At 72.4% G+C, this 22,860-nt stretch carries 20 protein-coding genes; 12 read left to right on the top strand and 8 right to left on the bottom strand.

The window, feature by feature from the left end; genetic code table 11:
• Positions 1-2: 2 nt before the first annotated feature.
• Positions 3-476, bottom strand: a complete 474-nt coding sequence (locus H8N03_RS17805; protein WP_187077560.1) for a (2Fe-2S)-binding protein — start codon at positions 474-476, stop codon at positions 3-5.
• Between the two features lie 172 nt (positions 477-648).
• Here H8N03_RS17805 and H8N03_RS17800 point away from each other — a divergent pair, with 172 nt between their 5' ends.
• The 8 genes from H8N03_RS17800 (at position 649) to H8N03_RS17765 (ending at position 10,149) form a co-directional block, all read left to right on the top strand.
• Entirely contained in the window at positions 649-1,764 is a 1,116-nt protein-coding gene (locus H8N03_RS17800) for a helix-turn-helix domain-containing protein (protein ID WP_187077559.1), read from the top strand.
• A gap of 149 nt (positions 1,765-1,913) precedes the next feature.
• On the top strand, positions 1,914-2,654 hold the full coding sequence (gene modA, locus H8N03_RS17795; RefSeq protein ID WP_187077558.1) for a molybdate ABC transporter substrate-binding protein: 741 nt from the start codon (positions 1,914-1,916) through the stop codon (positions 2,652-2,654).
• Between the two features lie 4 nt (positions 2,655-2,658).
• Positions 2,659-3,342: a molybdate ABC transporter permease subunit gene (gene modB, locus H8N03_RS17790; RefSeq protein ID WP_187077557.1), complete on the top strand. Its 684-nt coding sequence runs from the start codon at positions 2,659-2,661 to the stop codon at positions 3,340-3,342.
• Entirely contained in the window at positions 3,339-4,409 is a 1,071-nt protein-coding gene (modC, locus tag H8N03_RS17785; RefSeq protein ID WP_187077556.1) for a molybdenum ABC transporter ATP-binding protein, read from the top strand. The genes modB and modC overlap by 4 nt, the downstream gene beginning before the upstream one ends.
• Before the next feature lie 115 nt (positions 4,410-4,524).
• Entirely contained in the window at positions 4,525-6,120 is a 1,596-nt protein-coding gene (locus H8N03_RS26650) for a mechanosensitive ion channel family protein (RefSeq protein ID WP_187077555.1), read from the top strand.
• A 19-nt stretch (positions 6,121-6,139) separates the two neighbouring features.
• Positions 6,140-6,784, top strand: a complete 645-nt coding sequence (gene kefF, locus H8N03_RS17775; protein ID WP_187077554.1) for a glutathione-regulated potassium-efflux system oxidoreductase KefF — start codon at positions 6,140-6,142, stop codon at positions 6,782-6,784.
• Positions 6,784-8,625: a glutathione-regulated potassium-efflux system protein KefC gene (kefC, locus tag H8N03_RS17770; RefSeq protein ID WP_187077553.1), complete on the top strand. Its 1,842-nt coding sequence runs from the start codon at positions 6,784-6,786 to the stop codon at positions 8,623-8,625. The genes kefF and kefC overlap by 1 nt, the downstream gene beginning before the upstream one ends.
• Positions 8,626-8,637: 12 nt before the next feature.
• Positions 8,638-10,149 carry an ABC transporter permease/substrate-binding protein gene (locus tag H8N03_RS17765; protein ID WP_187077552.1) on the top strand — a complete coding sequence of 504 codons (1,512 nt, stop codon included), beginning with the start codon at positions 8,638-8,640 and terminating at the stop codon, positions 10,147-10,149.
• Positions 10,150-10,152: 3 nt separating this feature from the next.
• Here the strand turns inward: H8N03_RS17765 and H8N03_RS17760 are convergent, their stop codons facing one another.
• A complete protein-coding gene (locus tag H8N03_RS17760; RefSeq protein ID WP_187077551.1) occupies positions 10,153-11,676 on the bottom strand; it encodes an MFS transporter in 1,524 nt (507 codons plus the stop codon).
• Between the two features lie 80 nt (positions 11,677-11,756).
• On the opposite strand from H8N03_RS17760, the gene H8N03_RS17755 reads away from it, so the two are divergent.
• Complete coding sequence (locus H8N03_RS17755) at positions 11,757-13,703, top strand: ABC transporter ATP-binding protein (RefSeq protein WP_255428279.1); 1,947 nt, start codon at positions 11,757-11,759, stop codon at positions 13,701-13,703.
• A 154-nt stretch (positions 13,704-13,857) separates the two neighbouring features.
• On the opposite strand, the gene H8N03_RS17750 is transcribed toward H8N03_RS17755, so the two are convergent.
• Both H8N03_RS17750 and H8N03_RS17745 read right to left on the bottom strand, forming a co-directional pair.
• Positions 13,858-14,298 (bottom strand): DUF7673 family protein, encoded by a 441-nt coding sequence (locus tag H8N03_RS17750; protein ID WP_187077550.1) that lies wholly within the window; start codon positions 14,296-14,298, stop codon positions 13,858-13,860.
• Positions 14,299-14,410: 112 nt separating this feature from the next.
• Positions 14,411-15,424: a cation diffusion facilitator family transporter gene (locus tag H8N03_RS17745; protein ID WP_187077549.1), complete on the bottom strand. Its 1,014-nt coding sequence runs from the start codon at positions 15,422-15,424 to the stop codon at positions 14,411-14,413.
• A 92-nt stretch (positions 15,425-15,516) separates the two neighbouring features.
• Here H8N03_RS17745 and H8N03_RS17740 point away from each other — a divergent pair, with 92 nt between their 5' ends.
• A complete protein-coding gene (locus H8N03_RS17740; RefSeq protein WP_187077548.1) occupies positions 15,517-15,930 on the top strand; it encodes a response regulator in 414 nt (137 codons plus the stop codon).
• A gap of 66 nt (positions 15,931-15,996) precedes the next feature.
• Positions 15,997-17,862 (top strand): CHASE3 domain-containing protein, encoded by a 1,866-nt coding sequence (locus tag H8N03_RS17735; RefSeq protein ID WP_187077547.1) that lies wholly within the window; start codon positions 15,997-15,999, stop codon positions 17,860-17,862.
• Positions 17,863-17,874: 12 nt separating this feature from the next.
• On the opposite strand, the gene H8N03_RS17730 is transcribed toward H8N03_RS17735, so the two are convergent.
• Genes H8N03_RS17730 through H8N03_RS17720 form a run of 3 tightly spaced genes read right to left on the bottom strand, consistent with a single transcriptional unit; the run spans position 17,875 to position 20,110 of the window.
• On the bottom strand, positions 17,875-18,687 hold the full coding sequence (locus H8N03_RS17730; RefSeq protein ID WP_187077546.1) for an ABC transporter substrate-binding protein: 813 nt from the start codon (positions 18,685-18,687) through the stop codon (positions 17,875-17,877).
• On the bottom strand, positions 18,684-19,382 hold the full coding sequence (locus H8N03_RS17725) for an ATP-binding cassette domain-containing protein (RefSeq protein WP_187077545.1): 699 nt from the start codon (positions 19,380-19,382) through the stop codon (positions 18,684-18,686). Before H8N03_RS17725 ends, H8N03_RS17730 begins: the two co-directional genes overlap by 4 nt.
• The gene (locus H8N03_RS17720) at positions 19,379-20,110 is read right to left on the bottom strand and encodes an ABC transporter permease (protein ID WP_187077544.1); all 732 of its coding nucleotides are present in this window, start codon (positions 20,108-20,110) and stop codon (positions 19,379-19,381) included. The genes H8N03_RS17725 and H8N03_RS17720 overlap by 4 nt, the downstream gene beginning before the upstream one ends.
• A gap of 102 nt (positions 20,111-20,212) precedes the next feature.
• Between H8N03_RS17720 and H8N03_RS17715 the strand changes: the two genes are divergently transcribed.
• Entirely contained in the window at positions 20,213-21,310 is a 1,098-nt protein-coding gene (locus H8N03_RS17715) for a substrate-binding domain-containing protein (RefSeq protein ID WP_187077543.1), read from the top strand.
• Between the two features lie 161 nt (positions 21,311-21,471).
• Here the strand turns inward: H8N03_RS17715 and H8N03_RS17710 are convergent, their stop codons facing one another.
• Entirely contained in the window at positions 21,472-22,722 is a 1,251-nt protein-coding gene (locus H8N03_RS17710) for an SUMF1/EgtB/PvdO family nonheme iron enzyme (RefSeq protein ID WP_255428278.1), read from the bottom strand.
• Between the last annotated feature and the right edge of the window lie 138 nt (positions 22,723-22,860).

The following is a 22,860-nucleotide window of genomic DNA, read 5'->3' as shown; positions in this document are numbered from 1 at the left end:
CCTCAGGGCTTGCCGGCCATGGCAGCCTGGCCCTGCTGCACGGCCTTCACGATGTTCTGGTACCCGGTGCAGCGGCACATGTTGCCTTCGAGCTGCTCCCGGATCTGCGTCTCGCTGGCGTTCGGGTGGCGCTGGCACAGGTCCAGCGAGCTCATGACCATCCCCGGGGTGCAGAAGCCGCATTGCAGGCCGTGGCAGTCCTTGAACGCCGCCTGCATGGGGTGCAGCGTGCCGTCCGCCTGCGCGATGCCTTCGATGGTGGTGATCTCGGCGCCGGGATGCTGGGCGGCGAGGGTGTTGCAGGACTTGATGGCCCGGCCGTTGACGAGCACGGTGCAGGCGCCGCACTGGGCGGTGTCGCAGCCCACGTGGGTGCCCGTCAGGCGGAGGTGCTCGCGCAGCGCGGTGACCAGCAACGTATTGGGCGCGACGTCGACGCTTGCCGCCTTCCCGTTGACCTTGAGTGATACCAGCATTCGTGTCTCTCCTGTGTGGGGACCGGGGCGCCCATTGTTGAATTCGCACCCCACCCTCCTGCTAGGCGAAACCCTAGGTGGTTCGGGCAGTGGCGCGAAATTCTCAAAATGGAACAATGCGTCACGCAGCGGGCGGCGGGGCTGCCCGGCAGGAGACAAGAGGAGCGTGGCGATGGGCCTTCCGGTGACGGGTGCGGCGCAGGACCGCCTGGCGCAGATCGAGCGGGCGCGGCGCGCCGTGATGGAAGAAGGCCGGTCCATGACGGACGTGCTCGTCCATGGCTGGTTCGAAGGCGCGTGGATCGAGCGCTCGTGGCGCCGCTGCCTGGGCGAAGGGCGGCGTCCGCACGACCCCGTGGCGTTCGACGTCGTTCCCGAGCAGCACATGCGGCGCGTCGCGGAGGCGAACCGCACGCTGGTGGCCGCGGCGCGTCCGGTGCTGGAGCAGCTCGGCCGTGCGATCGCCAGCACCCGCTACTTCGCCATCCTGACCAACGAGGAAGGCGTGGTCGTCGACGCCCACGGGCCGATCGACCGGCGCGACCCGCGCGCTTCCGTCATCACGCGCGTCGGCGTCGACCTGTCCGAGCGCAGCGTGGGCACCACCGCCATCGGCGCGGCGCTGGCCGAACTGCAGCCCGTGTGGCTGCACCGCGGCGAACACTTCTTCAGCGACACCGGCTGCTACAGCTGCGCCGGCGCGCCGCTCTTCGGCCCGGACGGCGCCTGCGTCGGCATGCTGGACCTCACCGGCATCGACGCGGCGGAGCGCCCGGAGCTGAAGCACCTGGTGGCGCAGTCGGCGCGCAGCATCGAGAACGCCCTCGCGCTCTCGCGGCCGCACCGCCTCGTGCTGCGCCTGAACTGGCCCGGCCGCCTGCTGGGGGACGACGACGACGGCCTGATCTGCCTCGACGAGGAAGGCTGGGTCGCCGGCAGCAACGGCGCCGCACGGCAGATGGTGGCGGCACTGGCCGCCACGCCGCCGGCGCCCGTGCATTGCAGCGAACTGTTCGCGCAGCCCTGGGAGCCGCTGTTCGACCGCGCCCGCCATCCCGAACAGCCGCCCGTGGAAGTGCCCCTGTGGTCCGGCCTGCGCCTGGCCTGCCTGCCGCAATCGGCCGGCGACGCCCGCTCCGGCGCGAACACGCGCCTGCCCTTGCGCGACGTGGAGATCGCCCTGATCCGCAAGGCCGTCAGCGACGCGCGCGGCAACGTGATGGAAGCCGCACGCACGCTGGGGATCAGCCGCGCGACGGTGTACAGGAAGCTGGCGCAGAAGAAGTAGGCTGGGTTGCGCGCAGCCAGGTAGGCTGGGTTGCGCGAAGCGCACCCCAGCGATCCGCGCCGCCGCGAAACGCCGGGGTGCGCTGCGCGCAACCCAGCCTACGTGACAGCACGCGCGCCACGCCAGCGAAGATTCCTATACTCGCGCCCATGCTCCGCCGCCTCGCCCTGCTCCTGGCCCTGGCCGCGCCCCTGGCGGCGGCTGCGGGCGAGGTGCAGGTCGCCGCGGCGGCGAACCTGGCGGGGCCGATCCAGAAGATCGCCGCCGCCTTCAAGCGCGACACGGGCCACGAGGCCATCGTCTCCCTCGGATCCACCGGCAAGCTCTTCGCGCAGGTCCGCAACGGCGCGCCTTTCGAAGTGCTGCTCGCCGCCGACGCGGAAACGCCGCGCAAGCTGGAAGCCGAAGGGCTCGCGCGCCCCGGCACGCGCTACACCTACGCCTTCGGCCAGCTCGTGCTCTGGAGCGCGACAGGCGACGTGGTGGACGCCCGCGGCGAGGTCCTGCGCCGCCCGCAGGGCAAGCTCGCCATCGCCGACCCCCGCGTCGCGCCCTACGGGGCGGCGGCCCTGGAAGTGCTCAAGGCCCTCAACCTCGAGGAAGGCTGGCAGCCGCTGCTGGTGACCGGCGAGAACATCGGCCAGGCCTACCAGTTCGCCGCCAGCGGCAATGCGCGGCTTGCCTTCGTCGCCCTGTCGCAGGTCGCCGAAGCCGGGCTCGTCGCCCGCGGCTCCGGCTGGGTGGTGCCGGCGTCCCTGTACCAGCCCCTGCAGCAGGACGCCGTGCTGCTGCAGGCTGGCGTGCACAACCCGGTGGCCTCGCTGTTCCTGGCCTACCTGCGCACCAACGCGGCGCGCGCCGTGCTGCGGGCCGCAGGCTACAAGTTCTGAAGGCATGACCCTGGGCGCCGACGACCTGCAGGCGATCTGGCTCACGTTCAAGCTCGCGCTCGCCACCACCCTCGCCCTCCTCGTGCTCGCGACGCCGCTCGCCTGGTGGCTGGCGCGCACGTCGTCCCGCTGGCGCGCTCCCGTCGCCGCCGTGGTCGCCCTGCCCCTCGTGCTCCCGCCGACCGTGCTGGGCTTCTACCTGCTCGTGGCGCTCGGGCCGCACGGCTGGGGCGGGCAGCTCACGCAGGCCCTGGGACTCGGGCTGCTGCCCTTCACCTTCGCCGGCCTGCTGCTCGGCTCCATCGTGTACTCGCTGCCCTTCGCGGTGCAGCCGCTGCAAGGTGCATTCGAAGCCGTGGGGCGCCGCCCGCTGGAGGTCGCCGCCACCTTGCGCGCCTCGCCGCGGGATTCCTTCTTCCACGTCGTGCTGCCGCTCGCCCGCCCCGGCATCGTGCAGGCGGCCGTCCTGAGCTTCGCGCACACGGTGGGCGAGTTCGGGGTGGTGCTGATGATCGGCGGCAACATCCCGCAGCAGACGCGCGTGGTGTCGACGCAGATCTACGGGCACGTCGAGGCGCTGCAGTACGCGCAGGCGCACTGGCTGTCCGCGGCGATGGTGCTGTTCTCCTTCGCCGTGCTGTTCGCGCTTGCGCGCCTCAACCGGCGCAGCCCGCGCGTGCTGGGATGAGCGGCCTCGCCATCGCGCTGCGGATCCCGCGACGGGACTTCGTCCTGGACGTCGACCTGCGCCTGCCCGCCGACGGCATCACGGCGATCTTCGGTCCCTCGGGCTCGGGCAAGACGACCTTGCTGCGCGGCGTCGCCGGCCTCGAGCGGCCGGAGCGCGCGCGGGTCGTCATCGGCGATGCGGCGTGGGAGGACAGCGAGCGCGGCCTCGTCCTGCCCACGCACCGCCGGCCGCTCGGCTACGTGTTCCAGGAAGCGAGCCTGTTCGACCACCTCGACGTCGCCGGCAACCTGCGCTTCGCGCGGAAGCGTTCGGGCAGCGCTGCGCCCCTGGAACCGCTGCTGGACCTGCTCGGCATCGCCTCCCTGCTGCACCGCCGCCCGCACGAACTCTCCGGCGGCGAGCGCCAGCGCGTCGCCATCGCGCGGGCCCTCGCCACGCAGCCGCGCATCCTGCTGCTGGACGAACCGCTCGCCGCCGTCGACCTCGCCCGACGCCGCGAGATCCTGCCGTGGCTGGAGAAGCTGCGGGACGAACTCGAGATCCCGATGCTGTACGTGACGCACTCCGGCGACGAGGTGGCGCGCCTGGCGGACCACCTCGTGCTGCTGGAAGGCGGCCGCGTGCGCGCGTCGGGTCCGCTGGCCGAAACGCTGGCACGCGTGGACCTCGCCGCGGTCCCGGGCGAGGAAGCCGGCGCGCTCCTGGGCGGCACGCTCGTCGAACGCGACGCACGCTGGCAGCTCGCGCAGGTGCGCTTCGCCGGCGGCACCCTGTGGATCGCCGATCCCGGCCTGCCGATGGGACAGGCCGTGCGCGTGCGCGTGCTGGCGCGCGACGTCAGCCTGGCGCTGCAGCCCCCGGCCGCGAGCAGCATCCAGAACGTGCTCGCGTGCACCGTGCGCGCGATCGCGCCGGGCGCGCATCCTTCGCAGGCGCTGGTGCAGCTCGCCTGCGGCGAGTCGCTGCTGCTCGCGCGCGTCACGGCGCGCGCCGTCGACGCACTCGGGCTCGCGGAAGGGGTCCCGGTCCTGGCGCAGGTGAAGTCGGCGGCGCTGGTGGCCTGACCTCGCCCCGGCGTGCAGGGGCCGCTGCCCCTGCCCCCGATGGCGCCTGCCGGCGGCCGATGCCACGATGGCCGGCCCACCGGCACAAGGAAAGCAAGACAAGGTGCGAACGAGCGTGAGGGCCTTCCTCGGGTGCCTGCTGCTGGCGCTGGCCTTCGCGGCGCAGGCGCAGCTGGCGGGGCGCATGGCCGCTCCCGCGGCGGCCGCGTCGGCCCCCGCGGCGTACGACCCCCTGGACCGCGGCACGCCCCGCCGCACGATCGCCGCGTTCGCGCGCGCCGCGCAGCGCGGCGACCTCGCGCTGGCCGCGCGCTACACGCAGGCGAACCCCCGCGCCGTCACGCGCTCGCAGGAACTCGCCGGCGAGCTGGCGCAGCTGCTGGATCGCTACTTCCACCGGCCGCTCGCTTCCATCAGCGACACGCCCGATGGTGCGGTGGACGACGGCCTGCCCCTCGACCGCGAGCGCATCGGCCCGCTGCGCATCGGCGACCAGGAGTTGCTGGTCGAACTCGTGCGCGTCACCGATCCCGACGCAGGGCCCGTGTGGCTCGTCTCCTCCGAAACCATGGCGCGCGTGGCGAGGCTGGGCGCCGCGGAGGTGAGCCGCTGGCCCGAGCGCGTGCTGCCCTCCGGCCTGTTCACGCCCGCCATCTTCGACTTCACCTTCGCCGACCTCGCCCTGTGGGCCGGCACCCTCGTCCTGCCCCTGCTGGTCCTGCCGCCCCTCTTGCGGCTGCTGAGTGCCGTGCTGCGGCGGCTGCTGCCTTCGCAGGCCGCCGCGATCGACGCCTGGTACCGCGCCACGCGCTGGCCGGCCGTGGTGGTGCTGGCACTGGCGATGCACGCGGCCGCCCTCTCCTGGTACGGCCCCACGCTGTCCTTCCGCATCGCCTATGCGCGCGTGCTGGCGGTGGTCCTCGTGGTCGCCGTCGCGTGGGGCCTCCACCGCGCGACGTCCGTGCTGTTCGGCCGCGCCGGCACGCACCTGCAGGACCGCGGCCGCACCGGCGTGCGCTCCGTGCTGATGCTGGGCGAGCGGCTCCTGAACGTGCTGGTGGTGCTCGTGGCCGTGCTGGTCGTGCTCGCGCTCCTGGGCTTCGACATGAAGGCGGTGCTGGCCGGCCTGGGAATCATCGGCGTCGCGCTCGCCCTCGGCGCGCAGAAGACGATCGAGAACATCCTGGGCGGCATGATGCTGCTGGCCGACGAAGCCCTGGCCGTGGGCGACACCTGCCGCGTCAACGACCGCACCTGCACGGTCGAGGACATCACGCTGCGCTCGGTCCGCTTCCGTACCCTGGAGCACACGCTGCTGTCGATCCCGGCCGGCGTGCTGGCGCAGGCGGAGCTGGAGAATTTCGCGAGCCGCAACAAGATCCTGGCGCAGCACCGCCTGCGCCTGGCCTACGACACCTCCGTGGAGCAGCTGCGCCGCGTGCGCGGGGACATCGCGGCCCTGATCGACGCGCACCCGAAGCTGGAGCACCCGCTCTCGCGCGTGCGCCTCGTGGAGTTCGGCCCGCAAGGCATGGAGCTGGAGATCTTCGCGTACGTGCTCACGCGCGAGTTCCCCCAGTTCCTGGAGGTGCGCGAGGACCTGCTGCTGCAGGCCATCGCCTGCGTCGAGGCGGCCGGCGCGCGCTTCGCGGAGCCCGCGGCCTGGGCGGCCCCCGCACCCGCCGCGGCGGCCGGGCGCCCGCCGCGTTGAATTGCGTTATGTTCGCGCCATGCCAGACAACGAAGCGCGGCCCGGCGCGCCCCGCATCTACCTGATCGCCGCCCACCCCAACTGGGCCGAGTCCCGCGTCAACCGCCTCCTCGTCGAAGCCGCACGTGCCCTGCCGCACGTGCGCGTGCAGGACCTGTACGGCACCTATCCCGATTTCGACATCGACGTCGCCGCCGAACAGGAAAGCGCGCAGGCGGCCGACATGGTGGTGCTGCTGCACCCGATCCAGTGGTACGCCATGCCCGCCCTCATGAAGCTCTGGTGCGACGAGGTCCTGGGGTACGGCTGGGCCTACGGCCCCGGCGGGACGGCGCTGAACGGCAAGGACCTGTGGCTGGTCGCGAGCACGGGCGGCCCCGAGGCTTCCTACCATCCGCAGGGCTACAACCGCTATTTCTTCGATGCCTTCCTGCCGCCCTACGAGCAGACGGCCACGCTGTGCGGCATGCGCTTCCTGCCGCCGCTGCTGCTGCACGGGGCACGCAGGGCCGACCCGGACGAGGTGCGCCGGCACGTCGACGTGTTCGCGCAGCGCCTGGGCAGCTACCCGGACTGGCCGGAACTCGAGGAGCTGGGTGCCTGCCCGGTGATCGACGTCCCCACCAGCGACCGCCCGCTGCCCAACCCGAACGAGGCGCGCTGATGGAGCACCACATTCCCGGCTGGCTGTCCGGCAGCCTCGTGTACCTCGCCGCGGCCGTGATCGTGGTGCCGCTCTCGCGCGCCCTCGGCCTGGGGGCGATCCTCGGCTACCTCGCCGCCGGCATCGTCATCGGGCCCTGGGGCCTGCGCCTGGTGGCGAACGTGCAGGACGTGCTGCACTTCGCGGAGTTCGGCGTGGTGCTCATGCTGTTCCTGGTGGGCCTCGAGCTCGAGCCGCGGCGGCTGTGGAGCCTGCGCCGGCCCATCTTCGGCTGGGGCAGCGTGCAGCTGTTCGGGTCCGCCGCGGTCATGACGGCCATCGCCGTGGCCTTCGGCGTGGACTGGCGCATCGCGCTGGCCGCCTCGCTGGCGCTGGCGGATTCGTCCACGGCGACGGGCCTGCGCGCCATGGCGGACCGCAACCTGCTGCCGACGACGGCCGGCCGCAGCATGCTGAGCGTGCTCCTGCTGCAGGACGTGGCCGCGATCCCCATCCTGGCCCTGCTGCCGCTGCTGATGGTCACGGGGGGCGGCGCGGAGGCGGGCGGCTGGCAGGCAGCCGCCAAGGTGGTGGGCGTCGTCGCGGCGATCATCCTCGGCGGCCGCCTGCTGCTGCGCCCGACGCTGCGCTGGATCGCCCGCAGCGACTCGCCGGAGATCTTCACCGCCGCGGCGTTGCTGCTCGTGGTGGCGACGGCGGCGCTGATGCAGTCCGTGGGCCTCTCCATGGCGCTGGGCGCCTTCCTGGCCGGCGTCCTGCTCGCCGAGAGCGAATACCGTCGCGAGCTCGAGACCGACATCGAGCCTTTCAAGGGGCTGCTGCTGGGCCTCTTCTTCATCGCGATCGGCATGACGATCGACTTCGCTGTCGTGGCGAAGCAGCCGCTGCTCGTCGCCGCCATCGTGTTCGGCTTCCTCGCGGCCAAGGGCGTCGTGCTGGTGCTGATGGCGCGCGGCATGGAGATCCCGGCGCCCGAGCGGCCGCTGTTCATCGTGCTGCTGGCGCAGGGCGGCGAAGTGGGCTTCGTGGTGCTGCAGACCGCCACCGGCGCGCGCCTCATCGACGCCGGCACGTCGTCGCTGCTGGTGGCGGCAATCACGCTGTCCATGCTGCTCACGCCGCTGATGCTGCTGGCCGCCGACAGGTGGTCTGCGCGGCTGGCCGCCGGCCGCAAGCGCACGATGGAGGAACTGAGCGACCCGCAGCACGCGCCGGTGATCATCGCGGGCTTCGGCCGCTACGGGCAGATGGTGGGCCGCCTGCTCAATGCGCAGGGCATAGGCTCCACCGTGCTGGACCACGACGCCGACATGATCGAGGCCGCGCGCGCCTTCGGCTACAAGGTGCACTACGGCGACGCGACCCGGCTGGACCTGCTGCGCACGGCCGGCGCGGCGGGCGCGCGCGTGTTCGTCGTGGCGGTGGACGACCGCGAGCAGTCGCTGCGCATCGTCGACCTCGTGCGCGAGCACTTCCCGCAGCTGGAACTCGTGGCGCGGGCGCGCGACGTCACGCACTGGAACGAGCTGCGCGACCGCGGCGTGGACAAGGTGGACCGCGAGGTGTTCGAGTCCAGCCTGCGCACGGGACGGCGCGTGCTGGAACTCCTGGGCCAGCAGCCCGCAGAGGCGCGGCGCCAGGCCATGCGCTTCCGGCGGCACAACCTGGCCCTGTTCGAGACCATGTACCCCTACCACCGCGACCGCGCCAAGATGATCGCGGTGGTCAAGGAAGGCCGCCAGCAGCTGGAGGCGCAGATGGCGCGCGAGCGCGAGGAAGCCGAGGCGCGGCGCAAGCGCGGCGACGAGCGCCTGCCCGGCTGGGACGCGCGCGACGACTAGGAGCCGCAAGGCATGGGATTCGCACGGCGCCTCACCCTGCTGTTCCTGCTGCTGGCTGCCGGCACGCTGGCCGCGCAGCCCGTGGTGGTCGGCTCCAAGCGCTTCACCGAAAGCTACATCCTCGGCGAGATCGTGCGCCAGGTGCTGGCCGACGCGGGCACGCCGGCCGTGCACCGCCAGGGCCTCGGCAACACCGCGGTGATGGAGCAGGCGCTCGCGACAGGCAGCATCGCCCTCTACCCCGAGTACACGGGCACGATCGTGCGCGAGCTGCTGAAGCGCGACGAGCCGGCGCCGACGCTGGCGCAGATCAACGCCTGGCTGGCGCCGCGCGGGCTGAAGGCGGCCGTGCCGCTCGGCTTCAACAACGGCTATGCGCTCGCCATGCGCGAGGACGACGCGGCCCGCCTGGGCATCGCGACGATCTCCGACCTCGCCCGCAGCCAGGCCCCCCTGCGCTTCGGCCTCTCGCACGAATTCCTCGTGCGCGCCGACGGCTGGCCCGCGCTGCAGAAGGCCTATGCGATCCCGTTCACGCCCGGCAGCGGCCTGGACCACGGCCTCGCCTACCAGGCGCTGGCCGCGAAGCAGGTGGACGTCGTCGACGCGTACACGACCGACGCGCAGATCGCACGCCTGAAGCTGCGCGTGCTGCGCGACGACCGCGACTTCTTCCCGCGCTACGACGCGGTGCTGCTGATGCGCGCGGGCGTCGACGATCGCCCGCTGGCGGCGTTGGCCGGCCGCATCGACGAAGACGCGATGCGCGCCATGAACGGCGCCGTGGAGATCGACGGCAAGCCCTTCGCCGAAGTCGCGCGCGCATTCCTCGCGCACGGCCAGGCGGCGGCGCCAGAGCAGCCCGCGGCCGGAACGCCCGCGCCCCGCGCGGGCTTCCTGCAGCGCCTCTTCGCGCCCGACCTCCCCAGGCTCCTGCGCGAACACCTGGTCCTCGTGTTCGCTTCCCTGGCGATGGCGGTCGCGCTCGCCATCCCGCTGGGCGTGCTGGCCTGGCAGCGGCCGCGGCTCGCCGGCGGGCTCATGGGCGTGGTGGGCGTTGCGCAGACGGTGCCCTCGCTGGCGCTGCTCGCCTTCCTGATCGCGCTGGTCGGCCGCATCGGCTTCCTGCCCGCGCTGCTCGCGCTCACCGTCTATGCGCTGCTGCCGGTGGTGCGGAACACGCACGCCGGGCTCGCCTCGGTCCCCGCCGGCTTGCGCCAGTCCGCCCTGGCCCTGGGCCTGCGCGAAGGGCAGGTGCTGCGCAGCATCGAGCTGCCCCTGGCCCTGCCGACGATCCTCGCGGGCATCAAGACCGCCGCGGTGTGGAACGTCGGCATGGCCACGGTGGCGACCTTCATCGGCGCGGGCGGCCTGGGCGAGCGCATCGTCGCAGGCCTCGCCGTCAACGACACGGCGATGATGCTCGCCGGTGCGGTGCCGGCCGCCCTGCTCGCGCTGGCCGTGCAATGGCTGTTCGACGGCCTGGAGCGCTGGCTGCTGCGCGCCCGGACGCCGCCGGCGTGAGCGTCAGCCGCGGTGCCGCGCTTCGTCGCGCACCCAGGCGGCCGCGATCGCCGCGCTCGCCAGGGCCAGCACCGCGCTGGCCAGCATGATCCAGCGGTAGCCGGCGACGAAGGCGTGCCGGACCGCCTCGCGCGCGGCGGTGGCCGCGTCCGGCACCTGGATCGCCGCCAGGCGATCGCGCTGGCGCCAGAGGACATCGGCGAGGTCGCCGGGCAGTCCCGCCATCGCCTCCCGCAGCCGCGCCTGGAACACCGCCGCCATCAGCGCGCCGAAGACGGCGATGGCCAGCACGCCCGCCACGCGCGACAGCGCGTTGTTGATGCCCGATGCCGTGCCCGCGTGTTCCTGCGGCACCGCGTTCATCACCGTGGTCGTGAGCGGCGCGACCACGACGGCCATGCCCAGGCCCAGCACCGCGATGCCGGGGAGGAAGCCGGTCCAGTAGCTCGCCGCCGTGCCCGGCACGGCCAGCAGCGCGAAGCCCGCGGCCGCGATCAGCGAGCCCACGACGAGGGCGCGCCGCGCGCTTCCCCGGTCGGCCAGCCCGCCGGCCCAGCGCGAAAGCAGGGACAGGATCGCGATGAAGGGCAGCAGGCTCGCGCCGGCCGCCGTGGCCGACAGGCCTTGCACCTGGATCAGGTTCAGCGGCAGGAAGAACAGGCCGCCGCCCAGCCCCGCGTACAGCAGCAGCGTGAGCAGGTTGGCGCCCGCGAAATTGCGGTCGCGCAGCCACGCGAGCGGCAGCATGGGGGACGCGCGCCGCCGCTCGACGAAGAAGAAACCCGCCAGCGCGGCGACGCCCAGGGCCAGCGCGGCGAGCACGGGTGCCGCCCCCCAGCCTTGCACCGGCGCCTCGATGAAGAAGAAGACCACGCCGCCCAGGCCGAGGGTGGCGAGGGCGGCGCCGGGCAGGTCGAGCCGGGTGCCCGCGTCGTCGGCACGGCTCTCCGGCACCTGCAGCCAGGTCACGACGACCACGACGGCGGCCAGCGGCACGTTCACCGCGAAGGCCCAGGCCCAGGAGAAGTGGTCGATCAGCCAGCCGCCCAGCACCGGACCCAGCGCGGACGTGATGCCGCTGAAGGCCGCCCAGGTGCCGAACGCGCGCCCGCGCTCGTCCTCCGGGAAGAACGCGCTGATCAGGGCCAGGCTCCCCGGCACCAGCAGGGCCGCGCCTGTCCCTTGCACGGCGCGCGACGCCACCAGTTGCGTGACGTCCCGGGACAGCGCGCAGGCCAGCGAGGCCGCGGCGAACACCACCACGCCGGCGAGGAACACGCGCCGGCGCCCGAAGCGGTCGCCCAGCGCGCCGCCCGCCAGCAGGAGCGCGGCCAGGAGCAGCGCATAGGACTCCACCACCCACTGGGCCTGGGCCACGGTGGCGCCGAGGTCGCGCTGCAGCGCCGGCAGGGCGACGTTCACCACCGTGCCGTCCACGAAGGCGAGACTGGAACCGAGGATGGACGCGACCAGCACCCAGCGCTTCTGCGCCGGGGAGCACGTCACCTTCGTGATGGATTCACGCATCGCACCGCGGATCCTACGGAAGGCTGACGCGGACGAGGGGCGAATGCCCTGCCGGGTCAACTTCCGGCTCTGCTCATCCGTTGGCAACCCTCGTGTTGCGCGCTTTTCTTTCCCCCTTCCTGCCCTCCAGCCGCCGTTCCGGCCGGGACGCCACCGCCCTGCGCGACGTCCGCGCGCTGGTCGGCCGCGCCTTGCCCTGGCTGCAAGGTTTCGAACGCCCCATCGCCAAGGTGCTGGGCCTGGCCCTGCTCCTCGCCGCCGCCACGGCCGCCGCGCCGCTGGCCGTCATGTACCTCGTCGACCTGCTCACCAAGGTGGCCGCGCAGGCGCCCCGCGGACTGCGCGGCGACGTCGGGCGCGCGGTCCTGTTCGCCCTGGCCCTCGTCGCCGCTTCCGAGCTGGCGCAGGTCTGGCTGTCCCGGCTGCTCGCCGCGCGCAGCTGGCGCGTGCGGCTGGACATGGACTTCGCCCTGCGCGAGCGGGTGACCGCGCGGCTGCACCAGCTGCCCCTCACCTACCACCAGCAGCACACGGTGGGCGGCACCGTCAGCCGGGTGAACACCTCGATCGACGGCTTCGTCTCCGCCGTCGGCGACCTGGCCTTCAACGCCCTGCCCGCCGCGGCCTACCTGGCGCTGGCGCTCGCCGCGCTGACCCAGCTGGATTGGCGGCTGGCGCTGGCGGTCTGCGCCTTCGCGCCGCTGCCGGCGCTGATCGGCATGCGCGCCGCGCGCGAGCAGACCCGCCGCGACCGCGCGCTCCTGGACCACTGGACGGCCACCTTCGGCCGCTGGACCGAGGTGCTGGCCGGCATCCGCACCGTCAAGGGCTTCGCCATGGAGCGCGCCGAGGAGCGCCGCTTCCTCGCCGCCGTCGCCCAGGGGAACCAGCGCGTCACGCAAGGCGCCCGCACCGATGCGCGCACCGCCTCGCTGCAAGGCCTGTCCGCCGCCGCCGCCCGCCTGTCCGTGGCGACGCTGGGCGCGTGGCTGGTGCTGCGCGGGCACGGCACGGTCGGCACGCTGGTCGCGGCGCTGCAGTACGTGGGCGGCCTGTTCGGGCCGATCCAGGGGCTGACCAACGTTTACGCCACGGTGCGTCGCGCCGGCGTGTCGCTGGAAACCGTGTCGTCCATCCTGGACGCGCCGGACCCGCTGGCCGACCAGCCGGGAGCGCAGGACCTGGCCGTCACCGCCGGTGGGGTGACTTTCGAGAGCGTGAGCTTCGCCTACGGCGACGGCCGCCCCGTGCTGCGCGACGTGAACCTGGCCGTGCGCCCGGGCGAGACGGTGGCGCTCGTGGGCCCGAGCGGCTGCGGCAAGACCACGCTGGTCTCGCTGCTGGAGCGGCTGCACGCGCCCACCGCGGGCCGCATCCTGGTGGACGGCGTCGACATCCGCAGCTGCACGCGCCAGTCGCTGCGCCGCCAGGTGGGCACGGTGATGCAGGACGTGCACCTGTTCAACGACACCATCCTCGCGAACATCACGTACGGCGCGCCGGGGGCGACCCGCGAGCAGGCGGAAGAGGCCGCGCGCGCCGCGAACGCGCACGAGTTCATCGAGCGCCTGGCGCAGGGCTACGACACCGTGGTCGGCGAGCGTGGCGCGGGACTCTCCGGCGGCCAGAAGCAGCGCATCGCCATCGCCCGCGCCCTGCTGAAGAACCCGCCCATCCTGGTGCTGGACGAAGCCACCAGCGCGCTGGACAACGAAAGCGAGGCGCTGGTGCAGGCCGCGCTGGACCGCCTGACGCAGGGCCGCACCACGCTGGTCGTGGCGCACCGGCTGTCGACCGTCATGGACGCGGACCGCATCGTGGTGCTGCGCGGCGGCCGCGTCGAGGCGATCGGCACGCACGAGGAACTGCTGGCGCAAGGCGGCTACTACGCGCGCCTGTTCGCCCGCCACACGCGCAGCGGCGTGCGCGAATCAGGCTTCGGCGCCCTGGCGGATTCGCCGGAGCTGGCAACGGAACCGCAGCCGACGCGGCGCATCTCGCGGCAGCGCGCGCGGCGCGTAGGCTGAGGAAGGCGGGAGCGGACTTCCGGAACGCAAAGGACGCAAAAACTACGCAAAGGACGCAAAAGAATCAAAGGAAAACTTCAAAGGTTTTCTTTTGCGCCCTTTGCGAAACCTTTGCGCCCTTTGCGTTCGGATGTCCGCTTTCGGAAGTCCGCTTTCAGACGCTCGCGCCCGTCCACTCCTTGAGCGCCCGCGCGACGCGACGCGGGCCGCCTTCCACGTGCTCCGCCAGGTTGAGGCGGCCGTAGCGGAAGGCGTCGAGGACTTCCATCATGTCGTCGCCCACGGACTGCTCCAGCCCGCGCAGGGTGACGAGGGGCAGGGCCTTGTTGTTCCAGACGGCGGCGATGAAGGCCAGGATGTCGCGGCGGTGGCGCACGTCGCGCTCTTCCGCCCGGCGCAGCAGCCGGTCGAAGGCGGCCAGCCCGAGCTCCGTGGCCTGGTGGGAGCTGATCTCCTCGCCCAGCATGCGCGCGCGTTCCAGCAGCGTGCCTTCGTGGTCCACCCGCATGTGGTCGGCGGTGCCGCAGACCAGCTGCACGCGGTTGATCCGGTCCAGGTTGGCCTGGTGACGCCGCTCGCGATCCGTCTTGCCCATGGCGATCCCCTTGCGTGCGGGCGCCGCGCCGCGGCGGCGCCTCAGGGGCGTTGTACTGCAGCGCGGGCCCGGCGTTAAGGGGAACTTCCCCTTCCACGCCGCGCCGTCGCGCTCAAACTACGTGATCCGGCGCCAGTGCACACGCGGCGCCCGTGTTCGCCACCTCGATCTGCACGGTGGCATGCTGGATGCCGAAGCGCCGCTCCAGCTCGCCGCACACCTGCTGCAGGAAGGCGTCGCCCGGATGGCCGGCCGGCATCACGAGATGGGCGGTGAGCGCGTTCTCCGAGGTGCTCATGGCCCAGATGTGCAGGTCGTGGACTTCCGCCACGCCCGGCATGCCGGCCAGCAGCTCCCGCACCTCCGCGGTCCGGATCCCTGACGGGACCGCCTGCAGGGCGAGGTTCAGCGACTGCCGCAGCAAGTCCCAGGAGCTCCAGAGGATCACCGCCGACACGGCGAGCGTGAGCGCCGGGTCCAGCCAGGTCCAGCCCGTGAACAGCACCGCCACGCCCGCCAGCGCCACGGCCAGCGAGACGGCGGCGTCCGCCGCCATGTGCAGGTAGACGCCACGCAGGTTCAGGTCCTCCTTGCCCCCGCGCAGGAACAGCCAGGCGGTCACGCCGTTGATCACCACGCCGACCAGGGCGACGCCGATCACGATGCCGCCCTCCACCGGGCCCGGGTCGCGCAGGCGGCGCAGCGCCTCCCACCCGAGGCCGCCGGTGATGACCAGGAGCGCACCGGCATTCAGCAGGGCGGCCAGGATGGAGCTGCCGCGCAGGCCGTAGGTGAAGCGCTCGCTGGGCGGGCGCCGCGCCAGGCCGGCGGCGAGCCAGGCGAGCAGCAGGGCGAGCACGTCCCCGAGGTTGTGGACCGCGTCGGCCATGAGCGCCAGCGAGTTCGCCATGGCGCCGAACACCCATTCGGCGATGACGAAGCCCACGTTCAGGACGGCACCGATCGCGAAGGCCTTGCCGAAGGAGGCCGGCGCGTGGACGTGGCCGTGGTGGCCGTGTCCATGTCCATGGGCATGCGCATGTTCGTGCCGGTGGTCGTGGTGGTCGTGGTCGTGCCCCGATGGACGAGCGTGGTCGTGGGGCGGCTTGCCGGGTCCTGCATTCATGCCCTCCATTGGAACCCCTTTTCGGCGCGGCTCGCCGCGGCTTGCGTTGCATCAAGCCCGCGGCCCGCGGGTGCGGCGACCATCGGCGGACCATGGATCCGTCCGCTGCAGCCCAGCCACTCCCCTCCCCGCTCGTGCTGGTGGCGGACGACGAGCCGGATTGCGCCGACAACCTCGCCGAGCTCCTGCGGTTCGTGGGTTACCGCGTGCTGGTGGCCTACGACGGCGACACCGCGGTGCTGGCCTCGCTGCAACACTGCCCGGACGCGGTGGTGCTGGACCTGCACATGCCGAGGATGGGCGGCCTGGCTGCCTGTTCGCGCATCCGCCAGCAATGCAGTCGCGGGCCGGTGACGCTCATCGCCCTCACGGCCTCGGGCGAGGCGGGCCACCGCGAGGCTGCGGAGCTTGCCGGCTTCGACCACTACCTGGTCAAGCCGCTGATGGTGGGGGCGCTGCTGAACGTCCTGCCGCCCGTGCCGTACGAACCGTTACGGCATTCGTAGCGAAAGAAGCCCCGTGGACCGCGGGGGTAAGCGGGCCGCCACCTGTTTCTGGCATACACCTCCAGCGTGGAGAAACCGAAGTCAGCCGGGAGCGACAGGCAGGGTACCCTCACCCTCACCGGGTTCCTCGGCGCGTTCGTGGTCGCCGCCGCCCTCGTGGGAGCCACTTACTGGATGTCCGTGCGCGAGCGGCAGGCGCAGGCCTGGATCGTGCGCACGCACGAAGTGCTCGCCGCCATCGGGCAGGCCCGGGCGAACGCGATCGACGTCCAGAACGGCCTGCGCGGCTTCGTCCTCACCGGCAGGCAGGAGGAGCTGGCGCTCTACGAATCCGCGCGCAGGCAGGTCCAGGGGGACCTCCAGCGCCTGCGCGAGCTGGTCCACGGAAACCCCGTGCAGGACGCGACCCTGCGCGAGATGGAGGCAGCGCTCGCCGCGCGGCAGCGCATCGAAGAGACCCTGGTGGAGGCGCGCCGCACCCGCGGCCCGGCAGCGGCCAGCGAACTGATCGAAGGCGGCCTCGGCCGCGGCGAGATGCTGCAAGTGCGCGACCTGCTGCAGCGCATGGAGTCCGAGGAAAGCCGCCTGCTCTCGCAGCGGTGGACCGCGCACCAGCAGGGGCTGGCCGCCTTCTGGGTCGGCATGGCGTTGCTGCTGATGACACTCTTCGCGGCGCTGCTGTTCGTCTACCAGCAGTTCCGCAGCAAGCGCGAGGCGGAGCAGCGGCTGCTCGAAGGCGAGCAGCAGTTCCACGCCATGGCCGACAGCGTCACGGAATACGCCATCGTCCTGCTCGATGCCGATGGCATGGTGCGGACGTGGAACCCCGGCGCGCGCCGGATCGAGGGTTACGAGGACTGCGAGATCCTGGGCGCGCACTTCTCCCGCTTCTACCTGCCGCAGGACGCGGCCGCGGGCGGGCCGCAGCGCGCCCTGCGCGCCGCTGCCTCCGAAGGCCGCTACAGCGAGGAAGGATGGCGCGTGCGCAAGGACGGCACGCGCTTCTGGGCCACCGTCGACCTCTCGCCGGTGCGCGATGCGGAAGGTCGCGTGACGGGCTACTGCAAGATCACGCGCGACCTCACGGACCGCAAGCGCGCCGAGGAAGCCCTGCGCGCCGAGGTGCAGGAACGCGGCCGCGCGGAGTCGGAGCTGCAGCACGTCAACACGCACCTGGAAATGCTGGTGGCCGAACGCACGCTGGCCCTGCAGCAGGCCAACGAGGCGCTCACGGGCGCCAAGGAGCGGCTGCAGGCCCTCTCGGCACGCCTGATCTCCGCGCAGGAGGAGGAACGCCGCCACATCGCGCGGGAGCTCCACGACGAGACCGGCCAGGCGCTGACGCTGGTCCGCATGCAGCTGTCCGAACTCGCGGGCGCCGCGCCGTCCGGGCAGGTGCGCGAATGCATGCAGGCCGTGGACCGGGCGATCACCCACATCCGCGGGCTGTCGCTGCGGCTGCGTCCGCCCATGCTCGACGACCTCGGGCTGGTCGACGCGCTGGAATGGGTCGCGGAGCAGCAGGCCCGCTCGGCCGGGTGGCGCCTGCACCTGGCCTTGCCGGAACCCGGCGACCGCCTGCCGGAAGAAGTGGAGACGGCGTGCTTCCGCATCTGCCAGGAGGCGCTCACCAATGCCGCGCGCTATGCGCACGCCGGCGAAGTCACCGTGTCGCTGCGGCTGTCGCCGGCCACCGTGGAACTCCAGGTGGCCGACGACGGCACCGGCTTCGACCTGGCGCGCTACCGCACCCCGGAGGAGTGCAGGGAACATTTCGGGCTCGTCTCGATGAGCGAGCGCGCCGTGCTGGCGGGCGGCCGGCTGGACATCGTGACGACCCCCGGCCAGGGCACGCTCGTGCGCGCGCAGTTCCCGCTGGCGGGGCAAGGGCGGGACAACCCCGCGAGCGCGCCGGGCGAGCTGTTCGCCTGAGGAAGGATCCGGTCAGTTCGCGGTGCCCGCGTTCGGGAAGAACAGCTGCTCGCCACGGATCCTGAAATTCGCGATGGACTGCTGGCCGGCCGGCGAGGTCACCCAGTCGACGAACTTCTGCGCCTCGGCGGCCTTCACGTGCGGAAACTTCTGCGGGCTCACGATCATGACGCCGTACTGGTTGAACAGGCGCTTGTCGCCTTCCACCAGCACCGCCAGGTCGCCGCGGTTCCTGAAGCTGAGCCAGGTGCCGCGGTCGGTGAGCACGTAGGCGTTGCTGGAAGCCCCGATGTTCAGCGCCGGGCCCATGCCGCAGCCGCACTCCCTGTAGCCGCTGCCGCGGCTGGCGAGGCCCGCCTGCGCCCAGTAGCGCTTCTCGGCGGCGTCGGTGCCGCTCTTGTCGCCGCGCGAGACGAAAGGCGCGTTCGCGGCGGCGATCTTCTTCAGCGCCTCGGCGATGTCGTTGCCTTTCGTGCCGGCGGGATCCGACCTGGGGCCGACCAGCACGAAGTCGTTGTACATGACCGGGTAGCGCCGCGGCGCGAAGCCGTCGGCGACGTACTTCTCCTCCGCGGTGCGGTCGTGCACGAAGAGCACGTCGGCGTCGCCACGGCGGGCCATGTCGATGGCTTGCCCGGTGCCGACGGCCACTACCTTCACCGTGATGCCGGTGGCCCTGGCGAACTCGGGCAGCAGGGAGTGGAAGAGGCCCGATTGCTCCGTCGACGTGGTGGACGCCATGACCATCGTGGTGCCTTGCGCCCAGGCCCCGGTGGCGGCCAGCGCGAAGGCGGCGACGCAGGCGATGCGGCGGCTGAACCTCATCCCAGTTCTCCCTTGACGAACAGTTCGGCCTCGCGCGAGGTCTCCCCCAGCGGGCCGTCGAAGAAGGCACGCACTGGCAGGTCCGCCAGGATGCGGCCTTGCTCCATGTAGACGACGCGCGTGGCCAGGCGCTTGACCTGGCCGAGGTTGTGGCTGGCGAAGACGAGGGTCATGCCGCTCTCGGCGAACTCCTCCATCAGCGCCTCGACTTCGCGCTTCGCGTGCGGGTCCAGGCTGGCGGTGGGCTCGTCGAGCAGCAGGACGTGCGGCCCCAGCGCCCACGCGCGCGCGAGGGCCAGCCGCTGCAGCTGGCCGCCGGAGAGCGTGCGGGCGTTGCGCAACGCAATCGCCGCGAGGCCGACGCGGCCCAGCGCCAGCAGCGCGCGCTCCTTCGCGTCCCGCCAGCGCACGCCGCGCAGCCAGAGCGCCAGGGCCACGTTGCTCAAGGCGGTCATGCGCAGCGCGAAGGGCCGCTGGAACACCATCGCCTGCCGCATGGCGCCGTCGCGCACTACCGAGCCGGCGCCGGGCTTCAGCAGGCCGTCCAGGACGCGCAGCAGCGTGCTCTTGCCGCTGCCGTTGGCGCCGATCAGCCCCACGCGCTCGCCCGCGGCGATGCGCAGATCGATGCCGCGCAATGCATGCACCGCGCCGAAGTGCAGGTCGACGCCCTGGAGTTGCACCCAGCCGCTCATGTTGCCACCCGGGTGAGCACCACGCCTTCCGCATGCGCGCCGCGCCAGCGCGTGAAGGCGGCGATCAGCGCATTGAGCGCCAGCACCACGGCGAGCAGCACGATGCCGAGCGCGAGCGCCAGCGGCAAGTCGCCCTTGCTGGTCTCCAGCGCGATGGCGGTCGTCATCACGCGCGTGAAGCCATCGATGTTGCCGCCGACGATCATCACGGCGCCGACTTCGGAGATCGCGCGGCCGAAGCAGGCGAGCAGCACCGTGAGCAACGCATAGCGCTCGTCGAAGGCGAGCAGCAGGCTGCGCAGCGCATTGCCGGCGCCCAGGGACTGGAGCTGTTCGCCGTTGGCGCGCTCCGCGTCTTCCACGGCCTGGCGTGTCAGCGCGGTGCACACCGGCACCACGAGCAGCACCTGGGCGAGCACCATGGCCTGGAACGTGAACAGCCAGCCGAGGAAGCCGAGCGGGCCGGAGCGCGAAAGCAGCAGGTAGACGACCAGGCCGACGACCACGGAAGGCACGGCGAGCAAGGTGTTCAGAACCGTGATCACCGCGCCGCGGGCGGGAAAGCGTGCGACGCCGAGCCATGCACCGAGGGCGATGCCCAGCACGCAGCCGATGATGCAGGCGGTGGCGCTCACGGTGAGCGAGCGCGCGACGATGGCGACGAGGGTGGGGTCCGCGCCCGCCACGAGTTCCAGCGCGCGCGCCAGGCTGTCCTGGAACGTGTTCATGGGCCGCGATGCTAAGAGGTCGCGCGCGAGGCCGCGCTCGGGTCTTGCGAGCTATGAACGCGCGTGCATAGCGCCCGCGCGGCCGCGCGGCATACTCGGCCCATGCGCAAGGTGGAACTCTCGTACGACTTCGGCGAACGCCGGCAGGACGGCTGGGTCCGCAACGCGCTCATCGACCTGCTGCATGCGGTGCAGGAACAAGGGTCGATCTCCGCCGCCGCGAAGGTGCTCGGTTTTTCCTACCGCCACGTCTGGGGCGAGCTGCGCCGCTGGGAAACGCAGCTGGGCCACCCGCTGCTGCTGTGGGAGAAAGGCCAGCGCGCGCGCCTGGCGCCCTTCGGCGAGAAGCTGCTGTGGGCCGAACGGCAGGCGCAGGCGCGGCTCGCGCCGCAGATCGAGGCCCTGCATTCGGAACTGGAGCGCGCCTTCGCGGTCGCCTTCGACGACACCGCGCAGGTGCTCACGCTGTTCGCCAGCCACGACGACGGCTTGTCGCTGCTGCGCGGCTTCGCCGTCGATCGCGCGCAGCTGCACCTGGACATCCGCTTCCTCGGCAGCGTCGATGCCATCGCGGCGCTGAACGCGGGCCGGTGCACGCTGGCCGGCTTCCACAGCTCGGAGCAGCCCGGGCTGGGCAGCGTCACGCAACGCACGTACCAGCCGTTGCTGCAGCCCGGTCGCCACAAGCTGATCGGATTCGCGGAACGCAGCGAGGGATTGATGGTGGCGCCCGGCAACCCGCTGCGGCTGCACGGCATGCGCGACGTGGCGCGCTGGCGCGCGCGCTACGTGAACCGGCCCGCCGGCAGCGGCACGCGGCTTCTGTGCGAGGAGCTGCTCGCCCGCGATGCGATCGCGGCGAGCGACATCGCCGGGTATGCACGCGAGGAGCCTTCGCACGCGGCCGTGGCGCAAGCCGTCGCATCCGGAAGCGCCGACGCGGGCCTCGGCATCGAGGCGGCCGCGCGCGCGCGCGGGCTGGACTTCGTGCCGCTGCTGCAGGAGCGGTACTACCTGGTGTGCCTCAAGGAGGCGCTGGACGAGGCGCCGGTCGCGACGCTGCGGAAGGTGCTGCAAGGGGACGCGTGGCGGCAGCAGCTGGCGGGCTTGGCGGGGTATGTGCCGTGGAGGAGTGGCGAGGTGTTGAGTCTGAAGGCGCAGTTGCCTTGGTGGGACCTGCCGCCGAAGAGGAGAAGGTGACGCGCTGCGCGCGCGGTGGGGTTCGCTGCGCTCACCTTCCGACGCTGGCGCGTCGCCACCCTACATATCGCCGCCCAATTGCATGGATATCGCCGCACCCTGTAGGGTGGCGCGGCGACAGCCGCGGAAGGTGAGCGAAGCGAACCCCACCGTGACGGCGCTCAGATCGCGCACGTCCTGAATCCGACAAACCCTTCATCCCGCTCCGCCAACGCCCACGCCCGCGCCTTCGCATGCCGCATCCGCGCGCGTGTCGCGAACGACGCCCCGCGCAGCACCCGCGCGGCGCCGAACATCGTCTCCACGTCCAGCTCCGCCTGCGGCGCCCACGCGTCCTGGCGGAAACCCGCGAAGGGCCGCAGCGTGCCGGCGGTCCACTCGCGCACGTCGCCCCAGCGGAACCCGCGGCGCGCGGCCTGCTGCGCGGCGATCTCCCACTCGGCCTCGGTGGGCAGGCGGCGACCCGCCCAGCGCGCCCAGGCCTCGGCTTCCCACCAGCTCGCATGCATCGCGACCTGGCTCGCGCCCATGCGCGTCGGCTTGCCGAAGATGTTCTGCATGACGGCACCGCTGGCCACGCCGATCTGCTCCACGTGCCGCGGACCGCGCCGGCCCTCGGCGGCGGCCTGGCGCTCCAGCCAGTTCCAGCCGCGCGGATGCCACAGCTCCTCGCGGTCGTAGCCGCCGTCCGCGATGAATTCGACGTACTGCGCCCACGTGACGGGCTGCGCGTCGATCTCGAACTCCGGCACGTCCACCGCCTCGTGCCCGCGCTCGATGTCGAGCGCGAAACTGCGGTCGTCGGACCAGCCGAGCGTCCACCGCGTCGCGGGCAGCAGCAAGGGAGAGCGCGACGCCGCGCCGGCCGGCAGCGCGAGGCCGACGGGCACGCCGAGCGTCTGCGCGATGGTCACCAGCTCCTCGCCGCGCAGGTCTTCGTGGAACAGCGCCATGCGGAAGAAGTAGAGCGCGTCGTCCTCGTCGGGCGTGTGCTCCAGCAGCTCCAGCGTGGTCTCCACGGTATCGAGCAGGTAGGCCTTGATCGCGTCCAGCCCCGGAAGCCGCAGGCTCCAGCGCTCGGCGTGGCCCACGAGCCGCGGGTCGAACCATTCGTCGGCCTGCGGTTCGATCGACGCGAGCCGCACGCCGTCCGCGGGAGAGCGCGGCCCGAGCGCGCGTTGCGGATTGCGGGCGATCCAGTATTCGGCGAGCCAGGCCACGTGGCCTGCCAGCCACAGGGGCGGAACGACGTCGTCGGCAGCGGGGACGCGCAGGGACTCGCCGAGGGCGCGTTCGAAGCGCGCCAGCAGCTGCAGCGTGTGGTTGCGCGCGTCCATGAGCGCCAGCGACAGCTGCTCGCGCGAGGCGTGGCGCATGTCGGGATGGTCGATGGCGGCGAAGGCAGCGGACATGGAATGCGGGGGCGGGAAGTCCACCCGGTACAAACACCGATGTTGCCCCAGGACCCGCGTCACGATGCTGTCAGGTTGGCCAGGGCGGGCTTCCTAGAATCTTCCTTCTTACTACTCTACCTGACAATCGGGGGCCAT

This window comes from Ramlibacter cellulosilyticus (assembly GCF_014297465.1).
GTDB classification, from domain to species: Bacteria; Pseudomonadota; Gammaproteobacteria; order Burkholderiales; family Burkholderiaceae_C; genus Ramlibacter; species Ramlibacter cellulosilyticus.
The sequence above is the reverse complement of the archived record's forward strand: the minus strand, read 5'-3'. Positions and strand labels throughout refer to the sequence as shown.

What these genes read in the sequence shown, in the direction of transcription:
- H8N03_RS17805 (WP_187077560.1), bottom strand. Translation starts at nt 476, where the DNA reads ATGCTGGTATCACTCAAGGTCAACGGGAAGGCGGCAAGCGTCGACGTC.
- H8N03_RS17800 (WP_187077559.1), top strand. Translation starts at nt 649, where the DNA reads ATGGGCCTTCCGGTGACGGGTGCGGCGCAGGACCGCCTGGCGCAGATC.
- modA (WP_187077558.1), top strand. Translation starts at nt 1,914, where the DNA reads ATGCTCCGCCGCCTCGCCCTGCTCCTGGCCCTGGCCGCGCCCCTGGCG.
- modB (WP_187077557.1), top strand. Translation starts at nt 2,659, where the DNA reads ATGACCCTGGGCGCCGACGACCTGCAGGCGATCTGGCTCACGTTCAAG.
- modC (WP_187077556.1), top strand. Translation starts at nt 3,339, where the DNA reads ATGAGCGGCCTCGCCATCGCGCTGCGGATCCCGCGACGGGACTTCGTC.
- kefF (WP_187077554.1), top strand. Translation starts at nt 6,140, where the DNA reads ATGCCAGACAACGAAGCGCGGCCCGGCGCGCCCCGCATCTACCTGATC.
- kefC (WP_187077553.1), top strand. Translation starts at nt 6,784, where the DNA reads ATGGAGCACCACATTCCCGGCTGGCTGTCCGGCAGCCTCGTGTACCTC.
- H8N03_RS17765 (WP_187077552.1), top strand. Translation starts at nt 8,638, where the DNA reads ATGGGATTCGCACGGCGCCTCACCCTGCTGTTCCTGCTGCTGGCTGCC.
- H8N03_RS17760 (WP_187077551.1), bottom strand. Translation starts at nt 11,676, where the DNA reads ATGCGTGAATCCATCACGAAGGTGACGTGCTCCCCGGCGCAGAAGCGC.
- H8N03_RS17750 (WP_187077550.1), bottom strand. Translation starts at nt 14,298, where the DNA reads ATGGGCAAGACGGATCGCGAGCGGCGTCACCAGGCCAACCTGGACCGG.
- H8N03_RS17745 (WP_187077549.1), bottom strand. Translation starts at nt 15,424, where the DNA reads ATGAATGCAGGACCCGGCAAGCCGCCCCACGACCACGCTCGTCCATCG.
- H8N03_RS17740 (WP_187077548.1), top strand. Translation starts at nt 15,517, where the DNA reads ATGGATCCGTCCGCTGCAGCCCAGCCACTCCCCTCCCCGCTCGTGCTG.
- H8N03_RS17730 (WP_187077546.1), bottom strand. Translation starts at nt 18,687, where the DNA reads ATGAGGTTCAGCCGCCGCATCGCCTGCGTCGCCGCCTTCGCGCTGGCC.
- H8N03_RS17725 (WP_187077545.1), bottom strand. Translation starts at nt 19,382, where the DNA reads ATGAGCGGCTGGGTGCAACTCCAGGGCGTCGACCTGCACTTCGGCGCG.
- H8N03_RS17720 (WP_187077544.1), bottom strand. Translation starts at nt 20,110, where the DNA reads ATGAACACGTTCCAGGACAGCCTGGCGCGCGCGCTGGAACTCGTGGCG.
- H8N03_RS17715 (WP_187077543.1), top strand. Translation starts at nt 20,213, where the DNA reads ATGCGCAAGGTGGAACTCTCGTACGACTTCGGCGAACGCCGGCAGGAC.
- H8N03_RS17710 (WP_255428278.1), bottom strand. Translation starts at nt 22,722, where the DNA reads ATGTCCGCTGCCTTCGCCGCCATCGACCATCCCGACATGCGCCACGCC.